The sequence below is a fragment of the Kocuria subflava genome (genome assembly GCF_012163155.1).
Taxonomy (GTDB): Bacteria; Actinomycetota; Actinomycetes; order Actinomycetales; family Micrococcaceae; genus Kocuria; species Kocuria subflava.
Genome location: NZ_JAAVUN010000021.1, coordinates 24,157 through 41,862, shown reverse-complemented (window position 1 = coordinate 41,862; position 17,706 = coordinate 24,157). Strand labels below are relative to the sequence as shown.

15 protein-coding genes are annotated in these 17,706 nt (G+C 65.2%); 11 read left to right on the top strand and 4 right to left on the bottom strand.

Annotated elements, in window-relative coordinates; all coding sequences use genetic code 11:
- Nucleotides 1-560 precede the first annotated feature (560 nt).
- Complete coding sequence (locus tag GTW58_RS10400) at nucleotides 561-1,772, bottom strand: dicarboxylate/amino acid:cation symporter (RefSeq protein ID WP_119933837.1); 1,212 nt, start codon at nucleotides 1,770-1,772, stop codon at nucleotides 561-563.
- 475 nt (nucleotides 1,773-2,247) lie between these two features.
- Here GTW58_RS10400 and GTW58_RS14355 point away from each other — a divergent pair, with 475 nt between their 5' ends.
- From GTW58_RS14355 to GTW58_RS10350, 11 genes are all read left to right on the top strand, one after another.
- Nucleotides 2,248-3,237 carry a hypothetical protein gene (locus GTW58_RS14355; protein WP_189587283.1) on the top strand — a complete coding sequence of 330 codons (990 nt, stop codon included), beginning with the start codon at nucleotides 2,248-2,250 and terminating at the stop codon, nucleotides 3,235-3,237.
- Complete coding sequence (locus GTW58_RS14350) at nucleotides 3,234-4,142, top strand: ICP22 family protein (RefSeq protein WP_189587282.1); 909 nt, start codon at nucleotides 3,234-3,236, stop codon at nucleotides 4,140-4,142. The genes GTW58_RS14355 and GTW58_RS14350 overlap by 4 nt, the downstream gene beginning before the upstream one ends.
- On the top strand, nucleotides 4,132-5,166 hold the full coding sequence (locus GTW58_RS10390; protein WP_232818091.1) for an HAD-IIA family hydrolase: 1,035 nt from the start codon (nucleotides 4,132-4,134) through the stop codon (nucleotides 5,164-5,166). Before GTW58_RS14350 ends, GTW58_RS10390 begins: the two co-directional genes overlap by 11 nt.
- Complete coding sequence (locus GTW58_RS10385) at nucleotides 5,163-5,345, top strand: hypothetical protein (RefSeq protein WP_157980530.1); 183 nt, start codon at nucleotides 5,163-5,165, stop codon at nucleotides 5,343-5,345. The genes GTW58_RS10390 and GTW58_RS10385 overlap by 4 nt, the downstream gene beginning before the upstream one ends.
- On the top strand, nucleotides 5,338-6,090 hold the full coding sequence (locus tag GTW58_RS10380; protein WP_119933394.1) for a TlyA family RNA methyltransferase: 753 nt from the start codon (nucleotides 5,338-5,340) through the stop codon (nucleotides 6,088-6,090). The genes GTW58_RS10385 and GTW58_RS10380 overlap by 8 nt, the downstream gene beginning before the upstream one ends.
- A 37-nt stretch (nucleotides 6,091-6,127) precedes the next feature.
- Nucleotides 6,128-7,315, top strand: a complete 1,188-nt coding sequence (locus tag GTW58_RS10375) for an NAD kinase (protein WP_081993722.1) — start codon at nucleotides 6,128-6,130, stop codon at nucleotides 7,313-7,315.
- A complete protein-coding gene (gene recN, locus GTW58_RS10370; protein ID WP_047689398.1) occupies nucleotides 7,312-9,033 on the top strand; it encodes a DNA repair protein RecN in 1,722 nt (573 codons plus the stop codon). Before GTW58_RS10375 ends, recN begins: the two co-directional genes overlap by 4 nt.
- 112 nt (nucleotides 9,034-9,145) lie before the next feature.
- The gene (locus tag GTW58_RS10365) at nucleotides 9,146-10,897 is read left to right on the top strand and encodes a CTP synthase (RefSeq protein ID WP_189587281.1); all 1,752 of its coding nucleotides are present in this window, start codon (nucleotides 9,146-9,148) and stop codon (nucleotides 10,895-10,897) included.
- 3 nt (nucleotides 10,898-10,900) lie between these two features.
- Nucleotides 10,901-11,602, top strand: coding sequence for an NUDIX domain-containing protein (locus GTW58_RS10360; RefSeq protein ID WP_047689394.1), 702 nt, complete (start codon nucleotides 10,901-10,903; stop codon nucleotides 11,600-11,602).
- Nucleotides 11,603-11,745: 143 nt separating this feature from the next.
- Complete coding sequence (locus GTW58_RS10355) at nucleotides 11,746-12,735, top strand: site-specific tyrosine recombinase XerD (RefSeq protein ID WP_047689411.1); 990 nt, start codon at nucleotides 11,746-11,748, stop codon at nucleotides 12,733-12,735.
- A 330-nt stretch (nucleotides 12,736-13,065) separates the two neighbouring features.
- The gene (locus GTW58_RS10350; RefSeq protein ID WP_119933388.1) at nucleotides 13,066-13,953 is read left to right on the top strand and encodes a hypothetical protein; all 888 of its coding nucleotides are present in this window, start codon (nucleotides 13,066-13,068) and stop codon (nucleotides 13,951-13,953) included.
- A 161-nt stretch (nucleotides 13,954-14,114) separates the two neighbouring features.
- Here GTW58_RS10350 and GTW58_RS10345 read toward each other — a convergent pair whose 3' ends face one another.
- Genes GTW58_RS10345 through GTW58_RS10335 form a run of 3 tightly spaced genes read right to left on the bottom strand, consistent with a single transcriptional unit; the run spans nucleotide 14,115 to nucleotide 17,682 of the window.
- Nucleotides 14,115-15,257, bottom strand: coding sequence for a bifunctional 2-methylcitrate synthase/citrate synthase (locus GTW58_RS10345; RefSeq protein WP_119933387.1), 1,143 nt, complete (start codon nucleotides 15,255-15,257; stop codon nucleotides 14,115-14,117).
- Nucleotides 15,254-16,162 (bottom strand): methylisocitrate lyase, encoded by a 909-nt coding sequence (prpB, locus tag GTW58_RS10340; protein WP_119933386.1) that lies wholly within the window; start codon nucleotides 16,160-16,162, stop codon nucleotides 15,254-15,256. Before prpB ends, GTW58_RS10345 begins: the two co-directional genes overlap by 4 nt.
- The gene (locus GTW58_RS10335) at nucleotides 16,162-17,682 is read right to left on the bottom strand and encodes an MmgE/PrpD family protein (protein WP_047689386.1); all 1,521 of its coding nucleotides are present in this window, start codon (nucleotides 17,680-17,682) and stop codon (nucleotides 16,162-16,164) included. The genes prpB and GTW58_RS10335 overlap by 1 nt, the downstream gene beginning before the upstream one ends.
- Nucleotides 17,683-17,706: the final 24 nt, after the last annotated feature.

Genomic DNA, 17,706 nt, shown 5'->3' with positions numbered 1-17,706 from the left:
TACAGCGCTGATGGTACTGCACTCGTGAGGGTGTGGGAGAGTAAGTCACCGCCGCATTAACACCACAAACAGGGTTAGGGGCCTCGAACCGTAGTGTTCGGGGCCCCTTTTCTCATACCCGGATTTTTTGTGTGCCGGGTGTTGCCCCCCCCTTGGGGGTGGGGGTTTGTAGTGGGGTGTGCTGGTGCTGGGTTGTTGAGTGCCCCTGTGCCTTGTGCCCTGTGGGTGTGCTGGTTGAGTGGTCGGTTTCCTGGCCCATCAACACTGATCAACCAGAACATCGACCACTGAACAGAGACCAACCAGGCAAGCGACCACTCGGCGTTGGTCGGGCGACGATTGTGGTGACCCCGGGGAGCCAGCACAGATCAGGAATCTGAGCACTGAATGCGGATCCACCATGACTGACCACTCCACGCGCATGTACCACCGGCACCGCGGTGCGGACTTAGAGGTGGGGATGGAGTCCTGTGAACCCGGCTCAGCAGAGATCAACAACGCCGCCGTGGTTCCCTGAGTCTGGGAACCACGGCGTCGTCGTTGGTGGGTGGGGAAGACCCTCAGGAAGCGGCGGGAGCGGGTTCCGTGGCGGGTTCGAGCTTCTGTTCGCGGTCGCCAAAGAACTTGTTGATGGCCACGGCAATGGCGCCGTCGCCGGTCACGTTGCATGCGGTACCAAAGGAATCGATGGCGACGTAGGTGGCGATCATGATGGAGATCATGGTGTCGTCAAAGCCGAGCATGGATCCCAGCAGGCCCACCGCAGCCATGATGGCGCCACCGGGGACGCCAGGGGCTGCCACCATGGTGATGCCGAGCATGAAGATGAAGCCGATGTACGTACCGGGATCGATGTCCCGGCCCATGAACATCATGACGGCAACGCTGAACAGCACGATCTTCAAGGTGGAGCCGGCCAGGTGAATGGTGGCGCACAGTGGGACGGTGAATCCGGCGACGTCCTCCCGGACGCCGTTCTTGAGGGTGCACTGCAGCGTCACGGGAATGGTGGCTGCTGAGGAGGACGTGCCGAGTGCGGTGAAGTAAGCCGGCAGCATGTTGCGCAGCAGCTTGAATGGGTTGCGCCCCGCAATGGCGCCTGCCACCGAGTACTGCAGCACCAGATACAGGACAGTCAGCGCAAAGGCCACGATGACCACTCGAATGAAGGTGTTGATCACGGTGCCGATCTGACCGTTCATGGTCAGGCTCAGGAACGCGCCAAAGATGTAGATCGGCAGCAACGGGATGATCACGGAGATCACGGTCTTCATGATGATTTTGCGCAGTTCCTCCAGCCCTCGGTGCAGGGTGTCGCCCTTGATGAGGGTGATTCCCACGCCAATGCAGAAGGCCAAGAGCAATGCCGTCATGATGTCCATGGGTGCCGGCATGGCGACTTCGAAGAACGGGGTCAGGAAGTGCTCGGAAGGATCAGCAAATGAGGACAGATTGCGTTCGCCCAAGAGCGTGGGGAACAGCGCCGTGGCCGTGCCATAAGCAAGCAACCCGGCAATGATGGTGGAGGCGTAGGCGATACCTGCGGTGATCAGCAGCCACTTTCCGGCGCCGCGACCCAGGTCCGCAATGGCGGGTGCCACCAGGGCCAGGATCAGCACCGGGATGATGAAGCCCAGGAAGTTGCTGAAGAGCCCGTTGAAGGTGGTGAAGACACGGGCAAGTCCCTCGGGGAAGAACAAGCCGCAGATGACTCCCAGGATGATGCCTGCGATCACCCGGGGCAGAAGAGGAGTGAAGATGCGTTTGAGCATGGATAGATCATGAGTGCCTGGGCGTTCATACGCAAAAGTGGTGCCGTGAGTTAACCCTGTGATCCCTGTCTCCAGCGGTGCTGGTCACCCAGAACGTCCTGGATCCAATGGCTCTGGACCCAGGTCAGTCTGGGGCGGGCTTGTAGACTGGCCCGAATGAATTGAGCCCGGCAGGTCTGACAGACCTGGGCCGAGCGAACACATGCGTTGTGCACATAGAGGTTTTGAGTCACCACCTCCGGTGGTGCGTTGAGGAGAGACATGTCCGATTCCCGTTCCCAGGGGTCCCAGGACCGCAATCGCCGCGATGGAGACCGCCAGGGCGGTGCCCGCGGATCCTATGGCCGTGATGGTGGCCGCGACTCGGGGCGTGGCGGCCACGGTCGCGCCTCCGATTCCGGGTCCGGCGGGTACGGTTCCCGCGGCGGGCGTTCAGAGGGCCGGGGCGGACCGCGGCGCAACAACGACGGCGGTCGTGGCTTCTCTGGCGGTGACCGCTCGGGGCACCGGCGGGATGACCGTGATGGGCGCGGTGATTCCCGTGGATCCCGGGACAACCGTGGCGGTTGGGAGAACCGGCGGGAGGATCGCCGGGGTCAAGACGGACGGTCATCCGATCGGCGTGACGATCGCCGTGGGGGCTACCGGGACCAGCGTGAGAACCGAGGCGATCGCAACAATGACCGCCGTGATGACCGCGGCGGCTACCGTGGCGAGCGGTCGGATGCACCCGCACGCCGCGAAGGTGGTGAGCGCTGGCAGCCTCGCCAGGGCGGCCGGGACAGTGGACGTCCTGATTCACGCAGCCGGTGGGAAAGTGGACGTCGGGATGAACGGCGCACCGAACGATTTGGTCGCCGGGACCAGGGCGATGGCCAACGGCGCCGCTGGGATGACCGTGACCAGGGGAACCGCGACGGTGCCGACCGCGGTGAGCGCACCTATAATCGCGATGATCGCCGCGGTGACAGCCACAGCAGGGATGGCTACCGTGGTGACCGCCGTGATGACCGGGGTGCTGCACGACGCGACGACCGGGGCGGTTCACGCCGTGATGACCGCCGCTACGATCGCCGTGATGCGAGGGGCTCGGAGGGCCGCGACGGCCAGCGCAGTGACTTCCGTGGTTCTGACCGGCGCGACGATCGCCGTGATGACCGGCGCGACGATCGTCTGGGTGGCTTCCGTGGTGGTCGTTCGGACGACCGCCAGAGTGGATTCAACCGCGACGGCCGGGACGGCCGTCGGGATGAACGGTGGGAGGACCGCCGGGACGATCGTGGGGAGGATCGTGGGGGCCGTCGGGGTGATGACCGCCAGGGCGGATTCAACCGTGACCGTCGGGATGGCCAGCGGCATGATCGCCGCACCCAGGACCGCTTCCGGGACGACGCCGACCGCAAGCCCCGGATCCCGGCGCCCGAGCTGGACGAGGATGTCACCGGTGACGAGCTGGACCGGGTGACTCAGCACCAGATCCGTTCCTTGGAGGCCACCAATGCGGAGGGCGTGTCCAAGCACCTGGTGATGGTGGGTCGTTACATTTACGACGATCCCGCCTTTGCGCTGGAGCACGCCCGCTACGCCGTCAGCCGTGCCGGCCGTGTGGCTGCTGTCCGCGAAGCAGCGGCTGTGGCTGCTTATGAGAACGAGGAGTACCACGAGGCTCTCAAGGAGTTCCGCACCTACCGGCGGATGACCGGTGACGACTCACATCTGCCGCTCATGGTCGATTGTGAGCGAGCTCTGGGCAAGGCGGACAAGGCCCTGGAACTGGCCACATCGGAAGCCGTGGAGAACTTGGACAAGAACGCCAAGGTGGAGTTGGCGATCGTCGTCGCTGGTATCCGCCGGGACCAAGGGGACTTGGACGGCTCCCTGAAGGCACTGGAGATCCCGCAGTTGGATCGTAACCGTGGCTTCAGCTACAGCCCTCGGCTCTTCCGTGCTTACGGTGAGGCGCTGCGGGGAGTGGGGCGTGAGCGTGAGGCTGCGGCTTGGGACCGGCAGGCGGTGGTGGCCGAGGCTGCATTGGGTCTGGGGCAGTTCAGCGAGCCGGAGATCTTTGACCTGGTGGGTGAGGAGCCCGAACCCGCCGAAGGCATCGCATTGGATGCAGAATCCGCCCCTGACGGTGAATCCACCTCCCTGAACGACGACGACGCCGCGCCCTCCGACGCAGAAGCGACCACGGCTGCGGAGGACGAACTGGGAGCGGAAGCTGATCAGGAGGACACGGAACCGGAGGCCGAACCGGCCGCTGAATCAGGCGTGGCCGATGCTGAGGCAACCGCCGATTCTCCTGACGCTCAAGCAGAGGCAGCAGCGCCTGCGGAGCGCGGTGATGAAGGAGAACCCGGTGAGCGCTGATCGGCTGATTGACCGCTTTGACGCGGTGCTCTCCGACCTGGACGGTGTGGTCTATGCCGGACCGCATGCCATCCCTGGGGCACCGGAGGCCCTGGAATCGGTCAAAGCCGCGGGGATCCCGGTGGTGTTCGTGACCAACAACGCGTCGCGTTCCGTGGAGCAGGTTGCTGAACATCTGAGTGAGTTGGAGGTTGCCACCACCGGCGAGCAGGTGATCAGCTCCGCACAGGCGGCCGCCGTGGTGCTGAAGGACAAACTGGATCCCGGTGCCAAGGTGATGATCACAGGTTCCCAGGCCCTGGCACAGATCGTGCGCGATGCCGGTTTGGAGCCGGTGTGGGGGCAGGAGGACCAGCCTCAGGCCGTGGTGCAGGGCTTTGATCCTGGGCTTGGCTGGAAGGATCTGGCCGAAGCTGCCTTTGTGTTGGCGGACTCGGAGGTGTTGTGGGTGGCCACCAACACGGACGGCTCCATCCCGCAGGCCCGCGGCATCGCTCCGGGCAATGGCACGTTGGTGGCTGCAGTCCGCTCGGCCACCAAACGCGACCCTTTGGTGGCGGGCAAGCCGGAGGCCCCGATCTTCACGGCCGGGGCGCAGCGCGTGAATGCTCAGAACCCTGTGGTGATCGGCGACCGCTTGGACACGGACATCCTGGGTGGCAACCGCGCAGGGTTTGCCACCATTGCCGTGCTCACCGGCGTGGACACCCTGGAGTCCATTCTGGGCGCGGTCACGGCGGAACGTCCGCAGATCGTGATCAATGAACTCTCCGAACTCTTTGAACCTCTCACCGAGGCTGAGTTGGTCACTGCCGCGACCGGCGATTCTCACGACGACGACGCCGCGTCCCCTGTTGAAGCGCGCTGCAAAGGTGCGTGGGCCCAGGCTCATGACGGCGGCCTGACCGTGCACGGTGACCGTGATGACCTCAACGCCTGGCGGGCGGCCATGGCGGCCTGGTGGGATTTGAACCCGGAGGTCACCACGGCGCACGTTCCTGAGATCACGTGGGAATCGGCGTGAGCGGATCACCGAAGTTCACCCCCACCGGACACGCCGGGGCGGACAAGGTGCTGCAGGAACTCCAAGTGCTGGGGGAGCGCCCGGTTCATGACCACGCTGTCGCCTACCAGGCCGCGCACCAGGAGCTGACCGCTGTGTTGGACGCCCCCGTCAATGCCGTACCTGCCCGCGATGAGTGATATCCTCCGGCTGGACCGAGCTCTGGTTGATCGTGGCCTGGCCCGGTCCCGCACCCAAGCCGCGCAGTGGATCGCTGACGAGCGGGTGGAGGTGGGCGGCGTCGTGACCGTGAAAAGCGCGTTGAAGATCACTGCGGATCAGGCGATCACGGTGCGCCCGGCAGGCGGCCCGGAGTACGTGAGCCGTGCGGGGCACAAACTGGCTGGAGCCTTGGAAGCGTTTGCGGAGATCTCCGTGGAGGGCAAGAGGTGTTTGGATGCCGGTGCCTCCACAGGCGGGTTCACGGATGTGTTGCTGCGCCGGGGCGCGCGCCAAGTGGCCGCCGTGGACGTGGGCCACGGGCAGCTGGTGGAGATCCTGCGTGCAGACCCCCGGGTGCAGGTTTTTGAAGGCGTGAACGTTCGTTACATGGACCCGGCGCTGATTGGTGGGCCGGCAGCCCTGACGGTGTGCGATCTGTCCTTCATTTCTCTGAAGCTGGTGGTGGAACCCCTGACGCAGGCCACGCAGCCCGGTGGGGATCTGATTCTGATGGTCAAACCGCAGTTCGAGGTGGGACCTGAGCGTTTGGGCCGCACCGGGGTGGTGACCAGTGAGGACCAACGGCAGGAGGCCGTTGAGGGAGTGGTGGCTGCCGCCCGGGCCGCAGGTCTGGTTGACCGTGACCGGGCGCGTTCTCCCTTGCCAGGCCAGGACGGCAATCACGAATTCTTCCTCTGGCTGAGCCGTCCTCAGGCCGGTTGAGGCTGTGTTGTCACAGGGAACACGTAGGCTGGAGCCCATGACTGATGACACGTCCGGCGAGCACGCGGCAACCATCCGCCGTGTGCTGGTGCTGGCCCACATGGGGCGTGCCGAGGCAAGACTGGCTGCGGAGCAAACCGTCCAACAGCTGCACGAGGCCGGTTTGCGTCCCGTGCTCACGGAGGAGGACCGCCGGGCACTGGCAGATGCCACCAACGGTCAGTCCATGCCGCCGGTGGACCTGCTGCCCGCGGACTGTGAACTCAAGGACCTGGAACTGGTCATGGTCCTGGGTGGGGACGGCTCCATCCTGCGTGCCGCTGAACTGATCCGGGACGTGGACGTTCCGCTGCTGGGGGTGAATCTGGGGCACGTGGGGTTCCTGGCGGAATCCGAGCGTGCCGGGCTGGGTGAGACCGTGGAGGCCGTGGTGGGTGGACGCTACACGGTTGAGGACCGCATGGCCCTGGACGTGGCGGTCTGGCAGGAGGGCAAGAAGGTCCTACACACATGGGCCCTGAATGAGGCCTCCATTGAAAAGGGTGACCGGGAGAAAATGCTGGAGGTGGTCACTGAGATCGACCGCCGCCCCATTTCCAGTTTTGGTTGTGACGGCGTCATCCTGGCCACCCCCACGGGTTCCACCGCTTATGCGTTTTCAGCCGGTGGCCCCGTGGTGTGGCCGGAGGTGGAGGCGTTGTTGATGGTTCCGCTCTCCGCCCACGCGTTGTTCTCCCGCCCCATGGTGGTGGCACCCACCTCCATGATGGCCGTGGAGGTGCTGACCCGCACCGATGCCCGCGGCGTGCTGTGGTGTGACGGCCGCCGGACCGTTGACCTGCCACCCGGCTCCCGGATTGAGGTCACCCGTTCCCCGCGTCCGGTCTCCCTGGCCCGAATGCATTTGACCCCGTTCTCCGAGCGCCTGGTGCGCAAGTTCGAGCTGCCCACGGTGGGATGGCGCGGTCCACGCGGGCAGGTGGTGGACTCAGGCCCACCCACCACCGCGCTGCCGATCGTGCAGCCCACCTACAACCAGCCCACAGTGGAGGGTCAGCGCATCCCTGTGGGCCGGGAAATCACTCCGGACCTTTACGACGACGCCGACCGCCAAGGCGGTCCCGCGACCGGTGGCCACTCGGCGGATGACTCTGCCTGGGACAACTCCCCGGCAACCAGTTCCAGGCCAAGCAGCTCTGCCGCCGGTGGAGGTGATGGCTTGTGATCGAAGAGATCCACATCCGGGATCTGGGTGTCATCACCGATGCCGTCCTGCCCTTGGGACCCGGGCTGAGCATCCTTTCCGGTGAGACCGGTGCCGGCAAGACCATGGTGGTCACGGCACTGGGCATGTTGTTGGGCAGGCGCACCGACGCCGGAGCCGTGCGCACCGGGGCGGAGAAAGCCTTGGCCGAGGCCGTGGTCACCGTTGCTTCCGATCACCGTGCAGTGGCACTGGTGGAGGATGCCGGCGGAGATGTGGACCGTGACGCCGATGCCGCACCGCAGACTGCCACGCTGCAGCTGAGCCGCACCGTGGCTGCCGGTGGGCGCTCGCGGGCCCACGTGGGTGGCCGCAGCGCACCCGTGGCGCGTCTGGGGGAATTGGGGGAGACCCTGGTTGCCGTTCACGGCCAGTCCGATCAGCTTCGGTTGACGTCCGCGGCAGCGCAGCGTCACGCCCTGGACACCTATGCCACGGTGCACGCAGCCGATGACTTCCCGCAGCTGTTGGCCGCTTACCGGCAGACGTTGGAGGACTACCAGGAGGTGTCCTCCCAACTGACAGAGATCCGGGACAAGGTGCGGGAACGTGCCCTGGAAGCCCAGAGCCTGCAGATGGCGCTGGAAGAAATCGACACTGTGGACCCGCAGCCCGGTGAAGACACTGAGCTGGATGCCGAGTCCCAAAAACTCACCCACCTGGAAGCACTGCGCTCAGCGGCCACCACGGCCCAGGCAGCACTCAACGGGGGAGATCTCGATCCGGATGCACCGTCCGCCGTCGTTCTGATTGCCGCAGCCCAGCAGGCACTGGACCAGGAATCGGATGCGGACCCGGAACTGGAGGACCTGGCCAAGCGTGTGCGGGAACTGGCGGTGCTGGTCAATGACGTCTCCGCTGACCTCTCCGGCTACGCCTCCGGTTTGGATGAGGACGGCCCGGCGCGGTTGGCCCAGGTGGAGTCCCGGCGGGCGGCCCTGCGTTCCCTGACCCGGACCTACGGGGCTGACATCACCGAGGTCTTGGAGTTCGCGGACACGGCGCGCACCCGCCTGGGAACGTTGGTGGAGGATCCGCAGCGTGAAGAGGAGTTGGCAGCGCGTCGGGGCGAGTTGGCCACCGAACTGGAGGCGCAGTCCCTGGCACTGACGGACAAACGCCTGGCAGCAGCAGCTGAACTCAGTGAAGTTGTCCGGGCCGAACTGGCCGCTCTTGCCATGCCCAATGCCGCGCTGGTGGTCAGTGTGACTCCCACAGAGAACTTTGGTCGACACGGCCGGGATCGTGTGGAGTTCCTGCTGCGTCCCCATGCTGAGGCCACACCGCGTCCGCTGGACAAGGGGGCATCCGGCGGTGAGCTCTCCCGCCTCATGCTGGCGCTGGAAGTGGTTCTGGCCGCCGTGGATCCGGTGCCCACGTTCGTGTTTGACGAGGTTGACTCCGGTGTGGGTGGCAAGGCCGCCGTGGAGATCGGGCGGAGATTGAAAATGCTGGCACAGCACGTCCAGGTGCTGGTGGTCACCCACCTGCCCCAGGTGGCGGCTTTTGCGGATCAACACATCCTGGTCTCCAAGAGCTCTGACTCCACCGTGTCCGATGTCCGGGTCCTGGATCGGGACGAACGAGTGGTGGAGCTGGCGCGAATGTTGGCCGGCCACGAGGACTCCCAGGCGGCCCGCGATCACGCCCGCGAACTTCTGGATGCTGCAGTGGTGTAGGCCAAAAGCAGTGTGGTCAGTCCGAACAAGCAGGGCTCTGGCCCCGAAGAGCTCAGTGCTACCGGCATCACAGGCCTGAAACCGACATTCCCCTCATGTCCGAACCCCTCCAGTGATAGGCTCGAATTCCGTGGTGAACGCAAACGACGCCGCCTCGACGGCAGGCCAGACGCAGACCGAGACCTCAGCCCCCGCAAAGGTCACCCGCCAGATCTTTGTCACGGGAGGTGTTGCCTCGTCCCTGGGCAAGGGACTGACGGCATCCTCACTCGGCATGATCCTCAAGGCCCGTGGCCTGAAGGTCACCATGCAGAAGTTGGATCCCTACCTCAACGTGGATCCCGGCACTATGAACCCCTTCCAGCACGGTGAAGTTTTTGTCACCGACGACGGCGCCGAGACCGACCTGGACATTGGGCACTACGAACGGTTCCTGGACGAAAACCTGGATGCCTCCTCCAACGTGACCACCGGACAGGTGTACTCCACGGTGATCGCCAAGGAACGCCATGGCGAGTACCTGGGCCAGACCGTTCAGGTGATACCGCACATCACGGATGAGCTCAAGGCCCGGATGCGCTGGCACGCCGACCACCCGCCGGAAGGTGAAGAGGCCCCGGACATCATCATCACGGAGATCGGTGGCACCGTGGGTGACATCGAATCCCAGCCGTTCATCGAGGCCGCCCGGCAGGTCCGCCGGGACATCGGGCGCAAGAACGTGTTCTACCTGCACGTCTCCCTGATCCCGTTCATCGGCCCGTCCGGTGAACTCAAAACCAAGCCCACCCAGCACTCGGTGGCTGCCCTGCGCAACCTGGGCATCCAGCCGGATGCCCTGGTGCTGCGTTGTGACCGGGAAGTCCCGGAAGGCATGCGCAAGAAGGTGGGTGACTCCTGCGACGTCGATGTGGACGCAGTGATCTCCTGTGCCGATGCTCCCTCGATCTACAACATCCCCAAGACCCTGCACTCCCAGAACCTGGACTCCTACATCCTGGACTGGTTCGGCATTGGTTACGGGGAGGCGGATTTCCAGCAGTGGGATCGTCTGCTCTCCGCCGTGCACGAGCCTGCACACCACGTGACGGTTGGCCTGGTGGGCAAGTACATCGATCTCCCGGATGCTTACCTGTCCGTTTCCGAGGCTCTGCGTGCCGGTGGTTTTGACAACAACACCCGGGTGAAGATCAAGTGGGTGGCCTCTGATCTGTGCGAGACCCCGGAAGGTGCGGCCCGCGAACTCGGGGACGTGGACGCCATCTGTGTGCCCGGTGGTTTCGGCATCCGTGGTCTGGAAGGCAAGCTGGGTGCCCTGAAGTTTGCCCGGACCACGGGCCTGCCCACACTGGGTCTGTGCTTGGGATTGCAGTGCATGGTCATGGAATACGCCCGCAACATGGCAGGTCTACCGGAGGCCTCGTCCACCGAGTTCGATCCCGAAACCTCCACCCCGGTGATCGCCACCATGGAAGAGCAAAAGGCCTTTGTGGAAGGTGCTGGGGATCTGGGCGGCACCATGCGGTTGGGCCTCTACCCGGCAGCACTCAAGGAGGGCTCCGTGGTGGCTGGTGCCTACGGTGCCACCGAGGTCCAGGAACGTCACCGTCACCGTTACGAGGTCAACAACTCCTACCGGCAGCAGCTGGAGGAAGCCGGCCTGGTGTTCGGCGGCACCTCGCCGGATGGCAACCTGGTGGAGTTCGTGGAGCTGCCTGCTGAGGTCCACCCGTACTACGTCTCCACCCAGGCGCACCCGGAGTACCTGTCCCGGCCCACGCGTTCCCACCCGCTGTTCCGCGGGCTGGTCAGCGCCGCCCTGTACCGTCAGGCCGCCCGCACCCAGGATCCCGCTCAGGACTGAACCATGGACTTCACGCAACTGAGTTCTGCCGATCTGGCCGATGCCGTTGACCCGCGGCACGTGCTGAGCTCGGAAATCGTCTACACAGGGCGGATCTGGGACGTTCAGTCAGAGGAGTTTGAACTCAGCGACGGCGGGCCCCGGATGACCCGTGACTTCATCACGCATCCGGGGGCCGTGACCGTGGTGGCCTTGGATGATCAGGACTGTGTCCATCTGATTCGTCAGTACCGCCACCCCGTGGGGATGACCCAGTGGGAGATCCCGGCAGGGATCTTGGACATGGAAGGCGAACGCCCGGAGGTCACCGCACGGCGGGAACTGGCGGAAGAAGCCGACCTGGAAGCGGCTGAGCTGTGGGTTCTGGCGGACTTCCACAACAGTCCAGGATCCTCGGCCGAGGCCATCCGGGTTTTCCTGGCCCGCGGACTGACCGAGGTCCCGGAGGACAAGCGCCACGATCGTTCGGATGAAGAATCCGAGATCATCGGGGCGCGCGTTGCCTTGGACGACGTGGTGGCAGCTGTCCTGGATGGCCGCATCAGCAGCCCCAACCTGGTGGTGGGGGTGCTGGCTGCACACGCCGCCCGGGCGGCCGGATGGTCCACCTTGCGCGATCCGTCCGTACCGTGGCCGGCGCATCCCGAGCTGCGCAACACCGGCGCAGTGGTGGCACGGTCCATTGTCCCGCCGGACCAGCGCTGAGCGCCGTGTCGCAGGTCGGCCCCACAAGTCCTGACCCCTCAGGTCGAGACTCCAGAAGTCCTGACCCAACAGGTACTGACCGCACAGGTCCTGACTCCGCTGCGCCACCTTCCGGGGCCGCCGGTGGGGCAGCCCCGGGTCCACTGGACCGTGCAGTTGAGCGCTACCTGCAGCATCTTGTGGTAGAGCGAGGCCTTGCCGCCAACACCCTGGTGGCTTATCGGCGGGACCTGACTCGGTACGTGGAGTTCCTGCGTGCCGTGGCGGATCCGCCCCACGCTCCCACCGTGGACTCACCAGAGATGGTCACTCCGGCGCATGTGTCCGCCTTCGTACGGTTTGTGCAGCGTCCGGTGGACGGTGATACGCCCGGAGCAGGGTTGAGTGCAAGGAGTGCGGCGCGCGTCGTCGTCGCTGTCCGAGGAGCCCACCGGTTCTGGGCTCTGGAAACCATCACGACCACCGACCCCGCAGCCCAAGTTCCTCCGCCCACCCCCGGGATGCGGTTGCCCAAGGCGATTTCGGTGGAGGCCGTGACGCGGCTGCTGGAGGCACCGGATCCGTCCACTGCTGCGGGGCTGCGGGAGCGGGCCCTGCTGGAGATCATGTATTCCACGGGTGCCCGTGTCTCTGAGGCGATCGGGTTGGATGTGGATGATCTCTCCGCGGCGGTCCGCGCGGCCTCCGGATCCCAGGCCGGTGAATCGGGAGAGTTGCCGTTCATCCGCCTGTTCGGCAAAGGATCCAAGCAGCGGCTGGTCCCCTTGGGGCGTCCCGCCGTGGCTGCTCTGGATGCCTGGCTGGTGCGGGGGCGTCCCGAATTCTCGGCCAAAGGCAAGGCGTCACCGGCCGTGTTCCTGAACGCACGCGGTGGTCGGATCAGCCGCCAGACCGCGTGGAACACCATCAAGGCCGCCGCCGAGCGCTCCGGGCTGACCAAGGACGGTGTGGAGGTCACCCCGCACACGCTGCGACACTCGTTTGCCACCCACCTGTTGGAGGGCGGTGCCGACCTACGTGTGGTTCAAGAGCTGCTGGGGCACGCGTCGGTGACCACCACCCAGGTCTACACGTTGGTCACCGCTGACTCCCTGCGCGAGGTCTGGACCACCGCCCACCCGCGTGCTCGCTGAGTCGGCGGTCGGGCGGCATCCGCGTTTGACAGGGAAACAACCGTTCCCGGCGTCCACAGGTGGTTATTTCCCTGACAAGCACACGAAGCATCCCGGACGACGGCGGTGGGCGCCTCCCGTAGAACGTCGAGCGAAGCAGTTCAAGGGAGGCGCCCACCGCCGTCGAGGTGAGCGAATCACCACCGTCAGGAAATAACCCTGTGGACAACTCAAATCCAGGGTGCGCGGGCGCTTAGGTTCGAAAGCATGAAGCCACCGCCCAGGACCCGAGCACGCAGTCACCGGCCGGAAGTGCGGTCCAAAGGTGACTGGGGGCGTCGCCCACGCTCCATGGACGCTGACCCCTGCATGCGTCAGATCGCCCACGGGTACTGGGCCAGGTGGCCGGACGCCAACCTTGCTCTCGAGTTGGAACATTGGGAGAAAGCCGCGTTGCTGCAACCGGAGTTGGGGCCTGATGCTCGGGTGTCACACCTGAGCGCGGGGGTCCTGTGGGGTTTCCCTTTGTCACCGGGGATGGCATGGGTTCATGATCTCCTGGGTGAGCCGATCCGATTGCCCCGTCAGGACCTCCGGCCGCACCTGTCCCTGCGATCGGGACGCCCCAGTCAGACGGCTCTTGGCCACGTGATGCACCGTGGTCTGGGGCTGGAGGACGTGACTGGATTGTGGGGCGCGCAGGTGACGTCGGCTGTGGAGACCCTGCTGGCTCTGCAGCCGTTGCTTCCCGGATGGCGCGGGGTGGCTGCGGTGGACTTTCTGCTGGCATACGGGGATGCCATGGATCTTCGGCGGCCCATGACGGTCGCCGAGCTGGAAACTCACCTTGATGACTTACCGGCAGGGACTCGAGGAACCCCGGCCATGCGCCGGAGCCTCAAGCACGCTGCGGACCGGACGTGGTCGCCCATGGAGACGGTGCTTCGGCTGCTGGTGGTCCACTTCGGATTCCCGCCGCCGGTCATGAACTACGGCGTGATGTTGCCTGACGGGTCCAAGGCGTACATCGATCTGGCGTGGCCCACGTACAAAGTGGGGTTGGAGTACAACGGGCGTGGGCACTACCTCAACGCCGGGTACTCGGAGGAGATGCACCGGTTCAACCAGCTGGGTGAGGATGGCTGGCAGATGCGCAACGTGCTGCTCAACGACCTCAAGCTACCCACCCGCGTGCACAGCCTGTACCAGTGGCTCGAGCCGTTCCTCCCGCGCGTTTGACAGGGAAACAACCGCTACCAGCGTCCGCAGATGGTCATTTCCCTGACAAACACGGGAACCATCCCGGATGACGACGGTGCCGCCCTCCCTCGAACGTCAAGCGAAGCAGTTCAAGGAGGGCGGCCCCGCAGTCGTCGGTCAACCCGGGTGAGGGGCTGGACTCAGCCCATGTGGCGCTCGTCGGAGCCGTTGTAGGCTGAGAGCGGGCGGATCAGGGAGTTCGCCGCACGCTGTTCGATGATGTGCGCGGTCCAGCCGGTGATGCGGGCGCACACAAAGATCGGGGTGAACGTGGGGATGTCGAATCCCATGAGCCAGTAGGTGGGGCCGGCGGGGTAGTCCAGGTTGGGTTTGATGCTCTTGGCCTCATCCATGGACTTGGCCAACCCGTTGTAGAGGCCAAGCAGCTCGGGGCGGTCGTAGTGCTCGAGCATGCGGAACAGGGCGTCCTGCATGGTGGGCACCCGGGAGTCGCCGTTCTTGTAAACGCGGTGGCCAAAGCCCATGACCTTCTTCTTCTGGGCCAAGGCGTCGTCCATCCAGGCCTTGGCGCGGGCCTCGGCCTCCTCGGCGGACTCTTCCTTCTTGATGCCCAGTTCCTCGAACGTGTGCATGACGGCCTCGTTGGCGCCACCGTGCAGCGGTCCCTTGAGGGCACCGATGGCAGCGGTCACGGCCGAGTGGAGGTCGGACAACGTGGAGGTCACCACGCGGGCCGTGAAGGTGGAGGCGTTGAAGGAGTGCTCAGCGTAGAGAATCATGGAGACGTTGAAGGCCTCCACCACCTCCGGCGCGGCTTCCTCACCGAATGCCATCCACAGGAAGTTGGCCGAGTAGTCCAAGTCCTCGCGGGGCTCGATGGGCTCCTGGCCGTGGCGGCGTCGTTGGTCATAGCAGACCACGGCGGGCATGGCGGCGAACAGGGACTTGGCCTTCTCCAGCTCGGCTTCCGGGGACTCGTCCTCCGCCTTGGGGTGCTGTGCACCCAGGACCGAGGCGGCGGTACGGCACACGTCCATGGGGTGACAGTCCTTGGGCAGGGCATCGATCACGGCCTTGAGCTCGGGCGTCGATGCGCGGTTGGCACGCTCAAAGGTGGTGAACTCCGCCAGCTCCTCATCCGAGGGAAGCTCGCCGTTCCACAGCAGCAGAGCCACCTGTTCGAACGAGCAGTTGGCCGCCAACTCCTGCACCGGGTAGCCGCGATACAACAGGGAGTTGGACTCCGGGTTGACCTTGGACACCGCGGTGACATCGGCCACCACACCGGCCAGGCCCTTCTTGATCTCAGTGTTCTGGCTCATGATCGCCCTCCGGGAACCTCGAAGTTGAAGACGTTGCTGTCGAATGCGCTGTAACCGTCGTAGTCAACGGTCTGATACAGGCGGGTGCGGGTTTGCATCTCGGACACTGCGGCTTGCTGGGTGCCATCGGCCTTGATGGTGTCCAAAAGACGTTCGACGGCGCCCATGGCCGCCCTCTGAGCCGAAACCGGGTAGATCACCATGGAGACCCCTGCGTTGTGCAACTGCTCCACGGTGAACAACTCGGACTTGCCGAACTCGGTCATGTTGGCCAGCACCGGAACGGAGACGGCCGAGGCAACGGCCTCGAACTCGTCAATGTCCTTCAGCGCCTCCGGGAAAATCACGTCCGCTCCGGCTTGCACCAAGGCCTGAGCCCGCTCGATGGCGACCTCCAGGGGCTCAATGGCGCGGATGTCCGTGCGGGCCATGATCACAAAGTTGGGATCACGGCGTGCCTGGGCAGCAGCCTGGATGCGCTTGACGGCGATCTCCAGATCCACCACGGACTTGCCGTCCAGGTGACCGCAGCGCTTGGGATTGAACTGGTCCTCGATGTGGCATCCGGAGACCCCGGCGTTCTCCAACTCCTGGATGGTTCGCGCCACATTCATGGGCTCACCGAAGCCGGTGTCAGCATCAATCAACGTGGGCAGGTCCGTGGAGCGAGCGATCTGCGCACCGCGCTGGGCCACTTCCGTCAGCGTGGTCAACCCGACGTCGGGAAGACCCAACTCGTTGGCCAGCACGCCGCCGGAGATGTAGACGCCGTCGAACCCCTTGTCCTGGATGACCTTGGTGGCCAGAGGAGTGAAGGTGCCAGGGAACTGGACGCAGCGGTCTTCTGCCAGCAGTTCGCGGAACTTCACCCGCTTGGCTTCAGCGGTGACGTGTGAATACAACATCAGAAAATCCCCTTGGTTCCGGATTCCAACTTCACGGAAGCGGTGATGTTCAACGCGTCCAGGTCACCGGCGCCCAGCTCCGGCAGAGACTCGGCAGCCTGGATGAAGCGCTCGAGCTCGGTGTCGGCCACCAGACCCTCGGCCAGGGTGCGCAGCTTGGTCAGGTACTGCTCGCGGGCGAACGGGCGGGCACCCAGCGGGTGGGCGTCGGCCACGGCGATCTGGTCCACGATGCTGGTGCCGTCCTTGAGCACGATCTCCGCGCGGCCACCAAAGGCCTTCTCGGAGATGTCCAGGGAGTGGTACCGGCGGGTCCACTCGGCATCCTCTTCCGTGGTGATCTTGTGCCACAGCTCCACGGTGTCCGCCCGGCCGGCACGTTCGGGTGCGTAGGAGTCCACGTGGTGCCAGGAACCGTCCTGCAGAGCCACCGTGAAGATGTAGGGGATCGAGTGATCCAGGGTCTCGCGGGTGGCCTTGGGGTCGTACTTCTGGGGATCGTTGGCCCCGGAGCCGATCACGTAGTGGGTGTGGTGGGAGGTGTGCAGCACAATGCGCTCCACGTTGGACGGATCCGCGATCTCCGGGTGCTCGGCGTGCAGCTTGCGGGCCAGATCGATCCAGGCCTGAGCCTGGTACTCGGCGGAGTGCTCCTTGGTGTAAGAGTCCAGGATGGCGCGCTTGGTCTCACCGGGGGCGGGCAGCGGGACCTCGTATGCAGCATCCTTGCCATCCAGCAGCCATGCGATCACGCCGTCCTCACCCTCCCAGATGGGGGTGGGGGAGGTCTGCCCGCGCATGGCACGGTCCACGGCCTCCACTGCCATCTTGCCGGCGAACGCCGGGGCGTGGGCCTTCCACGTGGAGATCTCACCCTTGCGGGACTGGCGGGTGGCGGTGGTGGTGTGCAGCGCCTGACCGATCGCGTGGAAGATCGTGGTGGTGTCCAGGCCGAGCAGCGTACCGATTCCGGCTGCGGCAGAGGGACCCAGGTGGGCCACGTGGTCAATCTTGTGCTTGTGCAGGCAGATGGCCTTGACCAGGTCCACCTGGATTTCATACCCGGTGGCCAGACCGCGCACCAGGTCCCGGCCGTTGGAGCCCACGTGCTGGGCCACGGCCAGGATGGGCGGAATGTTGTCACCGGGGTGGGAGTACTCGGCGGCCAGGAAGGTGTCGTGGTAGTCCAGTTCGCGCACGGCCACGCCGTTGGCCCAGGCAGCCCACTCGGGGGAGACCTTGGTCTGGGCGGCATCCACACCGAACACTCCGGCGCCGGTTCCACCGGGGCCCGGCTGGTGGGCCAGGGCCTGGTCGCGGGCGGAGATGATCGGCCCGCGGTTCAGGGAGGCGATGGCCACGGAGGCGTTGTCCAGCACGCGGTTGATGACCATCTCGGTGACCTCGGAGCTGACCTCAACGGGGTCGGCGGCAACCTCAGCCACCTTCCACGCCAGCTGGTCTTCCTTGGCCAGGTTGTCCGAGGACGGGTGAACACGCACGGAGTGATTGACGGTCATGGGGTTTCCTCTCATGTACTTCGG